Below are 13,639 nucleotides of genomic sequence, written 5' to 3'. Positions count from 1 at the left end.
CCCTCTGGAAGCTTTGTTTGTCTGGGTCGGCCGCCGGCTCCAGCGCGGCGGCCGACTTTGTCATCTAAACGTCAGGCTCCCTTGCCTGTGATCGCCGGGCTGAACACCATCAGGCTCAGGATTTCGAACAGAACCTGGGCGCCGGCGTGCGCCGTGTTGGTGGTCGCGTCGTATTGCGGCGCCACCTCGACGACGTCGCCGCCGACGATGTTGAGGCCCTTCAGGCCGCGCAGCAGTTCGAGCACTTCGCGCGTCGTCAGGCCGCCGACCTCCGGCGTGCCGGTGCCGGGCGCGAAGGCCGGATCGACGCTGTCGATGTCGAAGGAGACATAGGTCGGCCCGTCGCCGACGATCTTGCGCGCCTTCTCGATGATGGCGGGGATGCCGAGACCGGTCACCTCCTCGGCATGCACGACGGTCATGCCGGACTCGTAGGTGAACTCCCACAGATATTCGGCCGAGCCACGAATGCCGATCTGGATCGTGCGCGTCGGATCGAGGACGCCGTCGAGCACCGCGTTGCGGAACGGTCCGCCGTGGTGGAACTTGGTCATGTCGAACAGGCCACTGGTGTCGCAATGGGCGTCGATATGGATCAGGCCGACCGGGGCTTTCTTGCCGACCGCCTTCAGGATCGGATGGCTGATCGAATGGTCGCCGCCGACCGACAACGGGATGACGCCGGCATCGACGATCTGGTTGGTGCGGCGCTCGATATCCTCATGGCTGATCTCGAGCCGGTAGCGGCTGCGGAACGGCGTGTCGCCGATGTCGGCGACCCGAAGTTCATGCGTCGGGGCGCATTCCAGCACGTGATTGTAGGGGCCGATGCGTTCGATGGCGCGCAGCGCCCTTGGCCCGAAGCGCGAGCCCGGCCGGTTGGTGACGCCGAGGTCCATCGGCACGCCGATCATCGCCACCTGCAGGTCGCCGAAATCCGGATTGTCGGCCGCTATTTCGCGGTAGGGCGCGGCGAGGAAGGTGGGGATGCCGGAATAGGGCGCCAGCCGGGTGCCGGATTTGGAAAAAATCTTGTCGGCGACGCGCCGGAACTTCGGGTCGAACATCTCGCCGCCATGGCTCTCGCCATATTTGCGACGCAACGCGTCGAGCTTGCCGCGATCGTAACCCATGTCCGCTCCTCCTGCCTGATGCAGGGCGGCCGCCGGTGACCGTGGCGAAGCGACCGTCATCCGGCCGGGTCGTTGTCCCGCTGGCTGCCTGCAGATTTCACGTCTTGATGCTGTTCCGAGCCAAAGTGTCTGGCAGCCGCATTGAAAAATCAATTGATATTGTTAGGGTGTTGGCTGTGAGAAAATCTCACAATTAACTCTGAGCACGATCTCATCCGAAAACCGGCCTCCATTTTTCGGGATCGTGCTTCAATGGATGCCCATGGCCAAGCGCCTGCCACCGCTGAATCCGCTGCGCGCCTTCGAGGCAACCGCCCGCCATGGCTCGCTGACCAAGGCGGCGAGTGAGCTGAATGTCACGCATGGCGCCATCAGCCACCAGATCAAGGCGCTCGAGCAGTCGCTCGGCGTCAAGCTTTTCGAGCGCGCCGGCCAGCGGGTCAAACTGACGCCGCATGGTGCCGAGCTGCTGCCGGCGGTCTCGAGCGCCTTCGACGGCATAGCCGCCGCCACGCAGCGCATGACAAGGCCGGCGAGCAGCGGCACGCTCTCCGTCTCCTGCGTGCCCGCATTGCTCTTGCTGTGGATGACGCCGCGGCTCGGCAGTTTCATGGCGCAATATCCTGACATCAGGCTGACGCTGATCCCTTCCAACGACGCCAAGGATATCCGCGCGCCGCAGATCGATGTCTGCGTGCATTACGGCGACGGCAGCTGGACCGATTGCTGGATGCGCAAATGGTCGGGGCTCGAACTGTTTCCCGTGGTGAGCCCGACGTTGATCAACAACCGTCCGATCCGCAGCGTCAGGGATCTCGCCGACCATGTCTTCCTGCATGGCGATGACGGCCGCGAATGGCACACCTGGCTGGCGGCCGCCGATGCGTTGGATCTGGAGCGCGGCCGCCGTCATCATCTGGGCGATGCACGCATGGCGGTTGAGGCTGCGGTCCACGGCCATGGCGTGGCGCTGGGCGATTCGGTGACGGCCAGTTCGCTGCTGGCCAGGGGCATGCTGGTGGCGCCGTTCAGCTTGTCAGTGCCGGCGATCGACGATTTCTATGTCGTCTGTCGCAACGAGATGAAGTCGACGCCGATCGTGCAGCTGTTCATCGACTGGCTGTTTGCCGAGAAGGCACAGGATGACGGCCGCGCCGATGCGCCGGTGGCGGGCCGCGTCGTCACCCGCCGCAAGCGTCCGGCGCTCAGGGTCATCGGCGGCAGAACCGGGAGCTGACACCGGCTGGCGGCGGCGGTGCCGGCCGATCGTGTCCGGTCGCATGCAGGGTTTTCTTTTTGTCGGGCCAGCCCTGAAACCGGGCAGCGTTTTGGCCAATTCGATGCTATGAGGCCTGTCGCGGTTGTGGGTAGCAGGCAGCGAAGGCGGTGTTGAAACATGGCTAGGACCGATATTGCGCGGCGTGTCTACAACCACACCTGGAAGCTCGACCCGATCGTGCGCAGCCTGCTCGACACGGACTTCTACAAGCTTTTGATGTTGCAGATGATCTGGGGCATGTACCCCAAGGTCGACACCACCTTCTCGCTGATCAACCGCACCACCTCCGTGGGGCTGGCCGACGAGATCGACGAGGGCGAACTGCGCGAACAGCTCGACCATGCCCGCACCTTGCGCTTCAGCAAGAAGGAGATGATCTGGCTCGGCGGCAACAATTTCTACGGCCGCAAGCAGATCTTCGAGCCGGAATTCCTCGCCTGGCTGGAGAATTTCAGGCTGCCGGAATACGAACTGTCGAAGCGCGACGGCCAGTATGAGCTCACCTTCAGCGGGCCGTGGATGTACACCACGTTGTGGGAGATCCCGGCGCTCGCGATCATCAATGAGCTCCGCTCCCGAGCGGCCATGCGGGCGTACGGCCCCTTCGCGCTCGATGTGCTCTATGCCCGCGCCAAGGCCAAGATGTGGGCCAAGACCGAACGGCTGAAGGCGCTGCCCGGCATCCGCATTTCGGACTTCGGCACGCGCCGGCGCCATTCCTTCCTGTGGCAGCGCTGGTGCGTCGAGGCGTTGAAGGAAGGTATCGGCGAAGCTTTCACCGGCACCTCCAATGTGCTTTTGGCCATGGACAACGACCTCGAAGCACTCGGCACCAACGCGCACGAACTGCCGATGGTGTTCGCCGCACTCGCCAATTCGGAAAAAGAGCTGAAACAGTCGCCCTACAAGGTGCTGCAGGACTGGCAGCGCTATTATGGCGGCAATCTGCTGATTGTGCTGCCGGATGCCTTCGGGACGGCGTCGTTCCTGCGCGACGCGCCGGATTGGGTGGCCGACTGGACCGGCTTCCGCCCCGACAGCGCTCCGCCCATTGAGGGCGGCGAGAAAATCCTGTCCTGGTGGCGCGACAGGGGCAAGGATCCCCGGCAGAAACTGCTGATCTTCTCCGACGGGCTCGAGGTCGAAACGATCGAGGAGACCTACCGCCATTTCAGGGGCAAGGTGCGCATGTCGTTCGGCTGGGGCACCAACCTCACCAATGATTTCGAAGGCTGCGCGCCGACCGAAACCAACAGCCTGGACGCCATATCGCTGGTCTGCAAGGTCACCGAGGCCAATGGAAGGCCGGCGGTCAAGCTTTCCGACAACCCGGCCAAGGCGACCGGCGACGAGAAAGAGATCGAGCGTTATTTGCGCATCTTCGGTCAGAAGGACCGCGTGGAGCAATTGGTCAAGGTGTGAGGGGTGATGGGTTGAATGACATGACCGCCCGGTCGCATTCCCTCCCACCCCCCTCTGTCCTGCCGGACATCTCCCCCGCAAGGGGGGAGATCGGCCGCCACCTCTGGTTTCGCCAATTTTCAACATTGCAAGAAAGGTGGCCGGCAGATGAACTGCTGATCTCCCCCCTTGCGGGGGAGATGTCCGGCAGGACAGAGGGGGGTGCGAAGGATCGCGGCAGTGGCGTGTATCCCTGCTCGACGATTGCCTTTGTCGGAGCCCTGATCTTTGTCCTCCCCGCCCCTGCCTTGGCCCATGCCTCCGACCGTGGCCATGTCCTGCTCTTGCCGACCGGCTACTATCTGGCCGGCGGGGCTTTCGCCGTGGCCGTCAGTTTCCTCGTGCTGGCGCTGCTGCCGGGGGATTGGCTCGACCGTTTCTGGCACCGGCGCCTGCAGCTGTTCAGCTTTGGCGACAGCACCCGCACCACAGTCAGCCTGATCTCCTTTGCCGGCTTTGCAATCCTCATCGCCGCCGGCTTTTTCGGCAGCCGCGACCCGCTTTCAAACCCTTTGCCGCTCGTGATCTGGACTCTGCTGTGGGCTGGCGTCACGCTGCTGCAAGGTGTCGTCGGCGATCTCTGGTCATGGCTCAACCCATGGTATGGGCCGTGGCGCCTTGCCTCACGTCTGCTCGGCGCCGGGGATGAAGGGAGCTGGCGACTTCCCCGATGGCTCGGCTGCTGGCCGGCCGTCCTGTTGTTTTTCGCCTTTGCCTGGTTCGAACTCGTCGATCCGGCGCCCGACGATCCGGCGCGGCTGGCATATGCCGCCGGCCTCTACTGGCTGCTCACCTTGCTTGCCATGCTGGCGTTCGGCTATCGAAACTGGAGCCGCAGCGGCGAATTCCTGTCGGTCTTCTTATCGATGGTGGCGCGTTTCGCGGTCGTCGAGCGCAACGAAACCGGCCGGCTTGGGCTGTGCTGGCCCGGCGCCAAGCTGCTCGCCGCCGAGCCGTTACCGGCCAGCGGCATTGCCTTCCTGCTTCTTGCCCTGTCGTCGGTGTCCTTCGACGGCCTGTCGAAAACCTTCTTCTGGCTCGGCCTGTTCGGCATCAATCCGCTCGAATTTCCCGGCCGCACGGCGGTGATCGGCAGCGGCAGCCTTGGGCTGGTTCTGACGTTCGTGTTGCTGGCAGGCGTGTTCATGCTTGCCGTCTGGCTCGGCCAGTATCTTGCCGGCAGCGATCGCCCCATCGGCCAAGCAGCCGGACTGCTGGTGTGGTCGATCGTGCCGATCGCGCTTGCCTATCATGCCGCGCATTACCTGACGTCGCTGCTCGTCGACGGCCAATATGCGCTTGCGGCGCTGTCCGACCCGTTCGCGCTGGGCTGGAACCTGTTCGGCACCGCCGACATGCAGATCGAGGCGGGCATCATTGCCGGTGCGGATTCCGCCTGGTGGCTGTGGAATGTCCAGGCCGGCGTCATCATATCAGGCCATGTGCTGGCCGTCCTCGTCGCCCACGGCTTCGCCTGGCGCCTGCACCCGAAGCCCTCCCGTGCAACCCTCAGCCAGTTCCCGCTCACCGTGCTGATGATCGCCTATACGGTGTTCGGCCTCTGGCTGCTTGCCACGCCGACGGTTGGCTGAGCCGTTCGCGCTGGAAAATAAACCGGGCTTCCCCCACGGAACCGGCATTGCCGTGTCCGGACTTTGGTGATTTAGTTTGTACACATGCAATTTTTCGACTTCCGGAAATGAGCGGACTTTGCGCTCCTAAACGCTGAACAAGGGGAACGGCATCATGGACAAGAGCAAGACCTTCGACCTCTCGAAAACCGGTCTCACCCGCCGCACGGCGCTGAAGGGGCTGGCCGCCACCGCCGGCCTGGTCACCGCGCCGGGCTTCGTCCGCTATTCCCAGGCGCAGAGTTCGGCGCCGATCAAGATCGGCTTCCAGTCGCACCGCACCGGCATCGGCGCCGCCTATGGCCGCTGGTACGAGAAGACCACCGCTGCCGCCATCAAGGCGATCAACGCGGCCGGCGGCATCAACGGCCGTCAGGTCGAGGTGATCATCGAGGATGACGGCACCGATCCGGGCCGCGGCGCCGAAGTGGTCGGCAAGTTCGCCACCCAGCACAAGACCGACATCGTGTTCGGCACATTGTTCTCGCATGTCGTCATCGGCTCGGCGCCCGCCGCCGGCGAGGCCAAGATCCCCTACTTCGTCGTCAGCGAAGGCCATCATGTCGCTTCGACCAAGCTCAACCGCTATGTCTTCCAGCCCGGCATCACCGACGTGAAAAGCCAGATCCAGTCGATGGCGCCGTGGATCGCGGCCAATGCCGGCAAGAAGGTGACGCAGATCTTCCCGGATTTCGCCTTCGGCTACGACCATCGCGACTACCTGCCGCCGGCGCTGAAGGCGCAAGGCGCCGACGTCATCGCACAGATCGCCATCCCGCCGACGGAATCGTCCTTCACCAAATACTTCCCGCAGATCCCGGCCGAGACCGAGGTGATCTACCACGTCATGGTCGGCCCGGCCGTGCTCACCTTCGTCAAGGAACTTGGCGAGTTCTACGGCTCCAACCGGCCGCAATTGTTCGGCTTCATGGATTCGCTGGAGGCCACCGACATCAACAGCCCCGGTCTCGAGTTTTTGGACGGCAGCCATTTCTGGGAGGGTTCGCCGCGCTATGCGCAGGCCGACGACAGCGCCGCGCAAAAAGCCTATCGCGCCGCCGTCGGTATCGACGACAATGGCGCCGCCGTCGGCGATCCAAAGGACGTCTCCACCGCGTCGCACATGTTCGGCTGCTGGGAAACGCTCTATGTCGTCAAGAAGGCGATGGAAGACGCCGGCTACAAGGGGCCGGAAGACCGCGCCAAGCTGGTCGAGGCGACCGAGGCGCTGACCGCCTTCGCCGAAGGACCCGAGCATCCGCAGGGGCCAAAAACCTTCAACGGCAAGATCCACCAGTGCTTCGGTATCCAGAACATATCCAAGGTCGAAGGCGGCAAGCTGAAGGTCGTCCACAAGACCAAGATCGAGGACGGGCTTTACGAGGCCGAGGGGGATTACACGACGCAGGCGCTGTAGTCTTAGCTGCTCCAGCAAGCGTGAGCGCCAAGCCACCCCCCTCTGTCCTGCCGGACATCTCCCCCTCACGGGGGGAGATTGGCAGTTCGTACGAAGGCGGCCGCTTACTGGCTTTGACGGTTGGTGAAAGCAATCATTACAGCCAATCTCCCCCCTTGAGGGGGAGATGGCCGGCAGGCCAGAGGGGGGTGCACTTGGCGCCTGCCGAAGTGTAACCGATGCACTTCGGTCCCCACCTCCTCCTCGCCGCCCTCGAAGGCCTCGTCACCTCCGCCGTGCTAGCGCTGACGGCGCTTGGGCTGTCGCTGGTGTTCGGCGTCATGCGCGTCGTCAACGTCGCCCATGGCGAATTCTTCATGCTCGGCGCCGTGCTTGCCTGGGCGATCACCACGGCGATCGGCGGTCACCCGGCGCTCGGCTTCCTGGCGGCGCTGGTGATCGCGCCGCTGATCGTCGGCGCCATCGCGCTGGTTGCCGAACGGCTGGTGCTGCGCCGGCTCAACTACAATCCGGAAGCCACCATCGTCGCCACCATCGGCATGCTCTACATCATCCAGCAGCTGGCGCTGACCTTCTACGGTCCCGAGGCGCGGCCGGTAGCGCCGCCCTTCAGCTATCGCATCCTTTTGCCGTGGTTCGGCTATTCCGGCTACAAACTGTCTGTTATCGCCGCATCCGCGCTTCTGCTGGTGGCGACATGGCTGGTGCTGACGCGCACGAAGATCGGCCTGGTCATGCGCGCCACGCAGTACGACAGCGAGACGGCGCAAGCCTTCGGCATCCCGGTCGGCCGCGTCTATGGCGGCGTCTTCGCGCTCGGCGCCATGCTGGCGGCCATCGCCGCGGTGCTGATCGTGCCGATCAGCCAGGCGCACTACCTGATGGGCCAGGATCCGCTTCTGTTGTCCTTCATCGTCGTCATCATCGGCGGTCTCGGCTCGCTGCGCGGCACGGTTGTCGCCGCCGTGCTGATCGGCCTGTCCGACGGCATCATCTCGGTGTTCTTCTCGCCGACGCTGGCCAAGATCATCGCCACGATGCTGGTCGCCATGGTGCTGGTGTTCCGGCCGCAAGGCCTGTTCGGCACGGCGTCGCGATGAGCGAAGCTTCGCCGGCAAAGGCCTACGGCTTGCATCTCGGCGTCATCGCGCTGCTGTTCGTGCTGAGCTTCCTTTTGCCGGAGTACTATCACGGCCTGCTCGCCCGCATCATGGTGCTGGCGGTCTTTGCCATGGGCTACAACATGCTGTTCGGCTATGTCGGCCTGCTCAGCCTCGGCCACGCCATGTTCTTTTCCGCCGGGCTCTACGGTGCCGGCCTCGCCGTCATCCAGCTTGGCTGGAGCGTGCCGGCGGCATTCGCCGCGGGCCTCTGCTGCGGTGTCGTTCTTTCCCTGGTGATCGGCCTGCTGGCGCTGCGCACGTCAGGCGTCGCCTTCATGATCGTCACCATGATGTTCGCGCAGGTGTTCTACCTCATCATCCTCTACTTCTCGTCATGGACCGGCGGCGACCAGGGCATGGTCGTGCCGCAGCCGGCGCGGGTGCTTGCTTTCGGCGCGACATCGCTCGATCTCACCAACCCGACCGTGCGCTACATGAGCGCGCTCGGCTTGTTCTCGCTGGTGCTGCTGATCACGCTTGCCATCGTCCGCTCCAGATATGGCCGCGTGCTCGTCGCCATCCGCGAGAACGAGGAGCGGACGAAGATGCTGGGCTACGACACCTTCTCCAACAAGCTCGCCGCCGTCGTCATCTCCGGCATCGTCTGCGCTGCCTCGGGTGCTGCCTATGCGCTGCTGTTCGGCTATGTCGGCTCGAGCTTCGCGTCGGTGCAGTATTCCATCCTGCCGCTGCTGTGGGTGCTGCTCGGCGGCGCCGCCACGACGCTTGGGCCGCTGATCGGCACGCTGTTCATGTACTACGTCATCGACATCACCAGCGGCTACACCTCGGCCTATCTGCTGATCGTCGGCGTCGCCCTCATCCTGCTGGTGCTGTTTTTCCCCAAGGGCATTCTCGGCAGCATGCGGCAGCGCTGGCTCGGGTGGCTGCCGTGACGCCGCTTTTGACCACCAAGGGCCTGTCGCGCAACTTCGGTGGCCTGCGCGCCGTCGACAGCGTCGATTTCACCTTGATGCCCGGCGAGATCCGCGCCGTCATCGGCCCGAACGGCGCGGGGAAGACCACCTTCGTCAGCCTGGTCAGCGGCCGCATCCAGCCGTCGTCAGGCATGATCGTCTTCGATGGCGCCGACATCACCGGCCTGCCGGCCTATGTCCGGGTCCGCCAGGGCATTGCCTACACGTTCCAGATCACCAGCGTCTTCGCCAACCTCACCGCCTACGACAATGTCGCATTGCCGGTGCAACGCACGCTGAGCGATGGCCGCTCGAAGGGCGCGGTGCGGGCCGGCGTCATGGCGGCGCTCGAACGCACCGGCCTGGCCGACCGCGCCCACATGCCGGCCGGACAATTATCCTATGGCCACCAGCGCCTGCTGGAAGTGGCGATGGGCCTGGCGCTGAAGCCGCGCCTGTTGATCCTCGACGAGCCGACGCAAGGCCTGGCCGACAGCGAGATCGACAATTTCATCACCCTGGTGCGCGAGATCGCCGCGAGTGCCACGGTGCTCCTGATCGAACACAACATGCCGGTCGTCATGCAATTGGCCGACCGCATCACCGTCTTCAACGCCGGCAAGATCCTCGCCGAAGGCTCGCCCGAGGCGATCCGCGAGAACGCGGCTGTTCAAGAAGCCTATCTGGGGACCGCCCCATGACCGAAACGACCAAGGCGCGGACAAAGACCGAGGCGTTGGTGGTCTCGGGGCTGGACTGCTTCTATGGCGAGGTCCAGGTGCTTTACGGCCTCGATCTCGTGCTGAACAAGGGCGAGGTGCTCTGCCTGTTCGGCCGCAACGGCGCCGGCAAGACGACGACGCTGAAGGCCATCATGGGACTGGTCCCCTCAAGCGCCGGCTCGATCAGGCTCGGTGGCAAGGAATTGACCGGTCTGCCGGCGCATGAGGTGCCGAAGGCCGGCGTCGCCTATGTGCCGCAGGGAAGGCGGCTGTTCGCCGAAATGACGGTCGCTGAAAACATCGAGATCGGCCTGATGGCGCGCGGCAAGGGCAAGGCGACGCGCGAAGCCGTGCTCGACCTCTTCCCGCTGCTGCGCCAGCGGCTGCGGCAACGCTCGGGCACCTTGTCCGGCGGCGAGCAGCAGATGCTGGCGATGGCGCGCGCGCTTTGTCTCGAACCAGAGGTGCTGCTGCTCGACGAGCCGACCGAAGGGCTGATGCCGTCGATGATCGCCAAGATCCGCGAGACGGTGTCGAAACTGCGCGACATGGGGGTGTCCACGATCCTCGTCGAACAGCGGGTCGATGCGGTGCTGTCGGTTGCCGACCGTGTATGCTTCATCGAGAACGGCCGCAACCGCGAGACGGTCGATGTCGAGGAGCTGCGCGCCGACCCGTCGGCGGTGCGGCGGTATGTGGGGGTCGGGTGATCAGCCGAAGAACATAAAACCCGCGATCAAAAAGGTCGGGATCAGCACCAGCCCGGACCACAGCATGTAGCCGAAGAAGCCCGGCATCTTCACGCCGCGATGCCTGGCGATGGCATAGACCATGAAGTTGGGCGCATTGCCGATATAGGTGTTGGCGCCCATGAACACAGCGCCCGCCGAGATTGCCGCCAGGGTCGAGGCAAACTCCGTCATCAGATGCCGAGGGTCGCCGCCTGCGAGTTCGAAGAACACCAGATAGGTCGGCGCATTGTCGAGGAACGACGACAGTGCCCCGGTCAGCCAGAAATAGGCGAGATCGTTGGGCTGGCCGGAGGGCGAACTGACAAGTGCCACCAGCGGCGCCAAAGCGCCGTCATGGCTTGCCCTGAGGATGGCGATGACCGGCACGATGCAGATGAAGATGCCGGCAAACAATTTCGCCACCTCTGCTATCGGCCCCCAGTTGAAGCCGTTCGCTTCGCGGTGGCTCTTGTACGATAGGGGAAGCGACAGCAAGGCCAGCGCCAGGTTGATGGCGTCGCGCACCAGATTCTGCAGCTCGAGGCTCACGCCCAACACGGAAAAGCTCACGCCCGGCTTCCAGGCCGCCGACAGCAGGATCGCACCGATCACACCTGCCAGCAGCGGAAGGTTGGCCAGGCCGCGCAGACGTACCTTGGTATCCGGCGTCGGATCCCTGGTCTTCGGTGCACCGTTTTCGCGCCGGTGCAGGATGATGTCGATGCCCAGGAAGACGGCCAGCACGACGCCGCCCACGAACAGCGTCTCGCGCCAGAGGTTGGCGGTGACCCAGAAAAAGTCGACGCCGCGCAGGAAACCGACGAACAGCGGCGGGTCGCCGAGCGGCGTCAGCGAGCCGCCGATGTTGGCAACCAGGAAGATGAAAAAGATGACGACATGGGCGTTGAACGGCCTGGCGTCATTGGCGCGCAGGATCGGGCGGATCAGGACCATCGAGGCGCCGGTCGTGCCGATCACCGAGGCCAGGATCGCGCCAGCCAGCAGCAGCCCGGCATTGACCAGCGGCGTCCCGTGGATGTTGCCGGCAAGCAGGATGCCGCCCGAAATCGTGTAAAGCGCGAACAAAAGGATGATGAAGGACATGTATTCCGCAAGCAGCGCATGCAGCACCGCCTCGGTCGCACTCGGAATGCCGAAGGCCAAAGCCAGCGGCACGATCACCAGCGCCGCCCACAGCGCGGTGATCTTGCCATAGTGATGCTCCCATATGTGATGGAAGAGCAGAGGCCCGGTGGCGATCGACAAAAGCAGGCCGGCAAAGGGCAGCGCCCACCACAGCGACATCGCGGCGCCGGGCAGCGCGTGTTGCTCCGCTGCCAAGGCCTGGCCTGGAAACAGCATTGCGACGGCGATCACAGCGCCCGCTCCTGTCGCAATCCGCAAAAAGCCCCTCTTGCGCCGCACGTTCAGTTCAATCCAAGACGTGGTCTTCAAGCGTCACGCCGGCGTCGCGCATGCGGTGCAGCATTGTCTCGAGCGAACCGTTGAGATCGATGCCACGACAGGCATCGAGCCGTACGGTGGTTTTGAAACCTTGGCTGATGGCGTCCAGCGCCGAAAACGCGACGCAGAAATCGGTCGCCAGCCCGACCAGGGTCAGCGTGTCGATGCCGCGTTCCCTGAGATAGCCGGCAAGGCCGGTCGGCGTGGTCCGGTCGTTCTCGAAGAAGGCCGAGTAACTGTCGATGGCGGGCCGAAACCCCTTGCGGACAACGAGCTCCGCCTTGGTCCAGGCGAGGCCGGAGTGGAAATCGGAACCCAGGCTGCCCTGGATGCAGTGGTCCGGCCACAAAGTCTGCTGGCCGTAAGGCATGTCGATTATCGTGAAGGGCTGCGAGCCCGGATGGCTGGAGGCAAAACTCGAATGGCCGGCGGGGTGCCAGTCCTGCGTCAGCACGACATGATCGGCGTGCCGGATCAGATCATTGACCAGCGGCACGATCTCGTCGCCGCCGGCAACAGCCAACGCGCCGCCCGGACAAAAATCGTTCTGCAGGTCGATGACAACAAGCGCTTCGTCGGCCATGGGGCTTTCCTCTTCTGTATGCAGGCTCCAGTGGAAAATGCCGCTGACGCGACCGGAGGCAGAAACTCGACCAGATGGCCGGCGGCGTCAACCTCTCAAGGCATAACAAATGCGTGCCGGACGAGCTGCCAAAAACTCTGGCTTTGACAATTCCTACGGTCTTGATATCATTTGCATACGAATGAATTTCGTCCGGCATCGATGCCGGCATGGTCTTTCGAAAATACCGGTTTCTGGAAGGCCTCTTTTCTGGAAGGCAAAGCGTGATCCGTTACGCCAAACCCACCTCGGTCGACGAAGCGCTCGCTTTGCTTGGCGAGAGCGCATGGCGGATCCTTGCCGGCGGCACCGATTTCTATCCAGCACAAGGCAGCAAGCCCTTCCGCGACAATGTTCTCGACATCAATGGCCTCGCGGCACTGCGCGGCATTGCCGAGACGAATGACCACTTCGTCATCGGTGCGCGCACGACCTGGACCGACATCATCCGCCACCCCTTGCCGCCGACCTTCGATGCGCTGAAACAGGCCGGGCGCGAGGTCGGCTCGGCGCAGATCCAGAACGTCGCCTCGGTCGCCGGCAATCTGTGCAACGCCTCGCCGGCCGCCGATGGCGTGCCGGCGCTGCTCGTCCTCGATGCCGAAGTCGAACTGCGGTCGGCGACAACGACACGTCGCGTGCCGCTGCAGGACTTCATTCTCGGCAATCGTCGCACTGCCCTGCAACCCGGCGAGTTGGTCACTGCCATCCGCGTGCCGAAACCTGCTGCCGGCACGTCGGCTTTCGTCAAGCTCGGCGCGCGGCGCTATCTCGTCATTTCCATCGCCATGGTGGCGGCGCGTCTGGTGGTTGACAACGGCATCGTCGTGGAAGCGGCGGTTGCCGCCGGCTCCTGCTCGGTGGTGGCCAAGCGCCTCGCCGGCGTCGAAGCCGCTTTGCGCGGCCTGCCCGCCGGCCAGGCGCTCGCCAATGCGGTCCTGGCCGCGCCGATGGCTGAGCTGTCGCCGATCGCCGATGTGCGCGGCAGCGCCGAATACCGGCTCGATGCGGTGCGCGAGATCGCCGCCCGCGCCGTGCTCAAGGCCTGTGGGCTGATGAACGACCCCGAGGTGGTGGCGGCATGAGCCAGGTCTCGCCT

Annotated in this window: 12 protein-coding genes; 9 read left to right on the top strand and 3 right to left on the bottom strand. The window is 64.2% G+C overall.

The window, feature by feature from the left end:
- Positions 1-71: 71 nt before the first annotated feature.
- Positions 72-1,133 (bottom strand): agmatinase, encoded by a 1,062-nt coding sequence (speB, locus tag AC1D2G_RS03900; RefSeq protein ID WP_457150841.1) that lies wholly within the window; start codon positions 1,131-1,133, stop codon positions 72-74.
- Positions 1,134-1,395: 262 nt separating this feature from the next.
- Here speB and gcvA point away from each other — a divergent pair, with 262 nt between their 5' ends.
- The 8 genes from gcvA (at position 1,396) to AC1D2G_RS03860 (ending at position 10,433) form a co-directional block, all read left to right on the top strand.
- Positions 1,396-2,370, top strand: coding sequence for a transcriptional regulator GcvA (gene gcvA / locus AC1D2G_RS03895; RefSeq protein ID WP_457150842.1), 975 nt, complete (start codon positions 1,396-1,398; stop codon positions 2,368-2,370).
- A gap of 159 nt (positions 2,371-2,529) precedes the next feature.
- Positions 2,530-3,834, top strand: a complete 1,305-nt coding sequence (pncB, locus tag AC1D2G_RS03890) for a nicotinate phosphoribosyltransferase (protein ID WP_477412111.1) — start codon at positions 2,530-2,532, stop codon at positions 3,832-3,834.
- 179 nt (positions 3,835-4,013) lie between these two features.
- Complete coding sequence (locus AC1D2G_RS03885; RefSeq protein ID WP_477412109.1) at positions 4,014-5,465, top strand: hypothetical protein; 1,452 nt, start codon at positions 4,014-4,016, stop codon at positions 5,463-5,465.
- 154 nt (positions 5,466-5,619) lie between these two features.
- On the top strand, positions 5,620-6,921 hold the full coding sequence (locus tag AC1D2G_RS03880; RefSeq protein ID WP_457151180.1) for an ABC transporter substrate-binding protein: 1,302 nt from the start codon (positions 5,620-5,622) through the stop codon (positions 6,919-6,921).
- Between the two features lie 218 nt (positions 6,922-7,139).
- Positions 7,140-8,021 carry a branched-chain amino acid ABC transporter permease gene (locus tag AC1D2G_RS03875; RefSeq protein ID WP_477412107.1) on the top strand — a complete coding sequence of 294 codons (882 nt, stop codon included), beginning with the start codon at positions 7,140-7,142 and terminating at the stop codon, positions 8,019-8,021.
- Positions 8,018-8,980: a branched-chain amino acid ABC transporter permease gene (locus AC1D2G_RS03870; protein ID WP_477412105.1), complete on the top strand. Its 963-nt coding sequence runs from the start codon at positions 8,018-8,020 to the stop codon at positions 8,978-8,980. Before AC1D2G_RS03875 ends, AC1D2G_RS03870 begins: the two co-directional genes overlap by 4 nt.
- Positions 8,977-9,702, top strand: a complete 726-nt coding sequence (locus AC1D2G_RS03865; RefSeq protein WP_477393097.1) for an ABC transporter ATP-binding protein — start codon at positions 8,977-8,979, stop codon at positions 9,700-9,702. Before AC1D2G_RS03870 ends, AC1D2G_RS03865 begins: the two co-directional genes overlap by 4 nt.
- Positions 9,699-10,433: an ABC transporter ATP-binding protein gene (locus AC1D2G_RS03860; RefSeq protein WP_477393099.1), complete on the top strand. Its 735-nt coding sequence runs from the start codon at positions 9,699-9,701 to the stop codon at positions 10,431-10,433. Before AC1D2G_RS03865 ends, AC1D2G_RS03860 begins: the two co-directional genes overlap by 4 nt.
- Here AC1D2G_RS03860 and AC1D2G_RS03855 read toward each other — a convergent pair whose 3' ends face one another.
- Both AC1D2G_RS03855 and pncA read right to left on the bottom strand, forming a co-directional pair.
- Positions 10,434-11,816: a sodium:proton antiporter gene (locus AC1D2G_RS03855; RefSeq protein ID WP_477393256.1), complete on the bottom strand. Its 1,383-nt coding sequence runs from the start codon at positions 11,814-11,816 to the stop codon at positions 10,434-10,436. It lies immediately after the preceding gene.
- A gap of 70 nt (positions 11,817-11,886) precedes the next feature.
- Positions 11,887-12,501 (bottom strand): bifunctional nicotinamidase/pyrazinamidase, encoded by a 615-nt coding sequence (gene pncA, locus AC1D2G_RS03850; RefSeq protein WP_477412103.1) that lies wholly within the window; start codon positions 12,499-12,501, stop codon positions 11,887-11,889.
- A 263-nt stretch (positions 12,502-12,764) separates the two neighbouring features.
- Here pncA and AC1D2G_RS03845 point away from each other — a divergent pair, with 263 nt between their 5' ends.
- On the top strand, positions 12,765-13,625 hold the full coding sequence (locus AC1D2G_RS03845) for an FAD binding domain-containing protein (RefSeq protein WP_477393103.1): 861 nt from the start codon (positions 12,765-12,767) through the stop codon (positions 13,623-13,625).
- Positions 13,626-13,639: the final 14 nt, after the last annotated feature.

This window comes from Mesorhizobium sp. P2_C7 (genome assembly GCF_056404515.1).
Note: the sequence above shows the minus strand (reverse complement) of the source record. Positions and strands in the feature narration are given on the sequence as shown.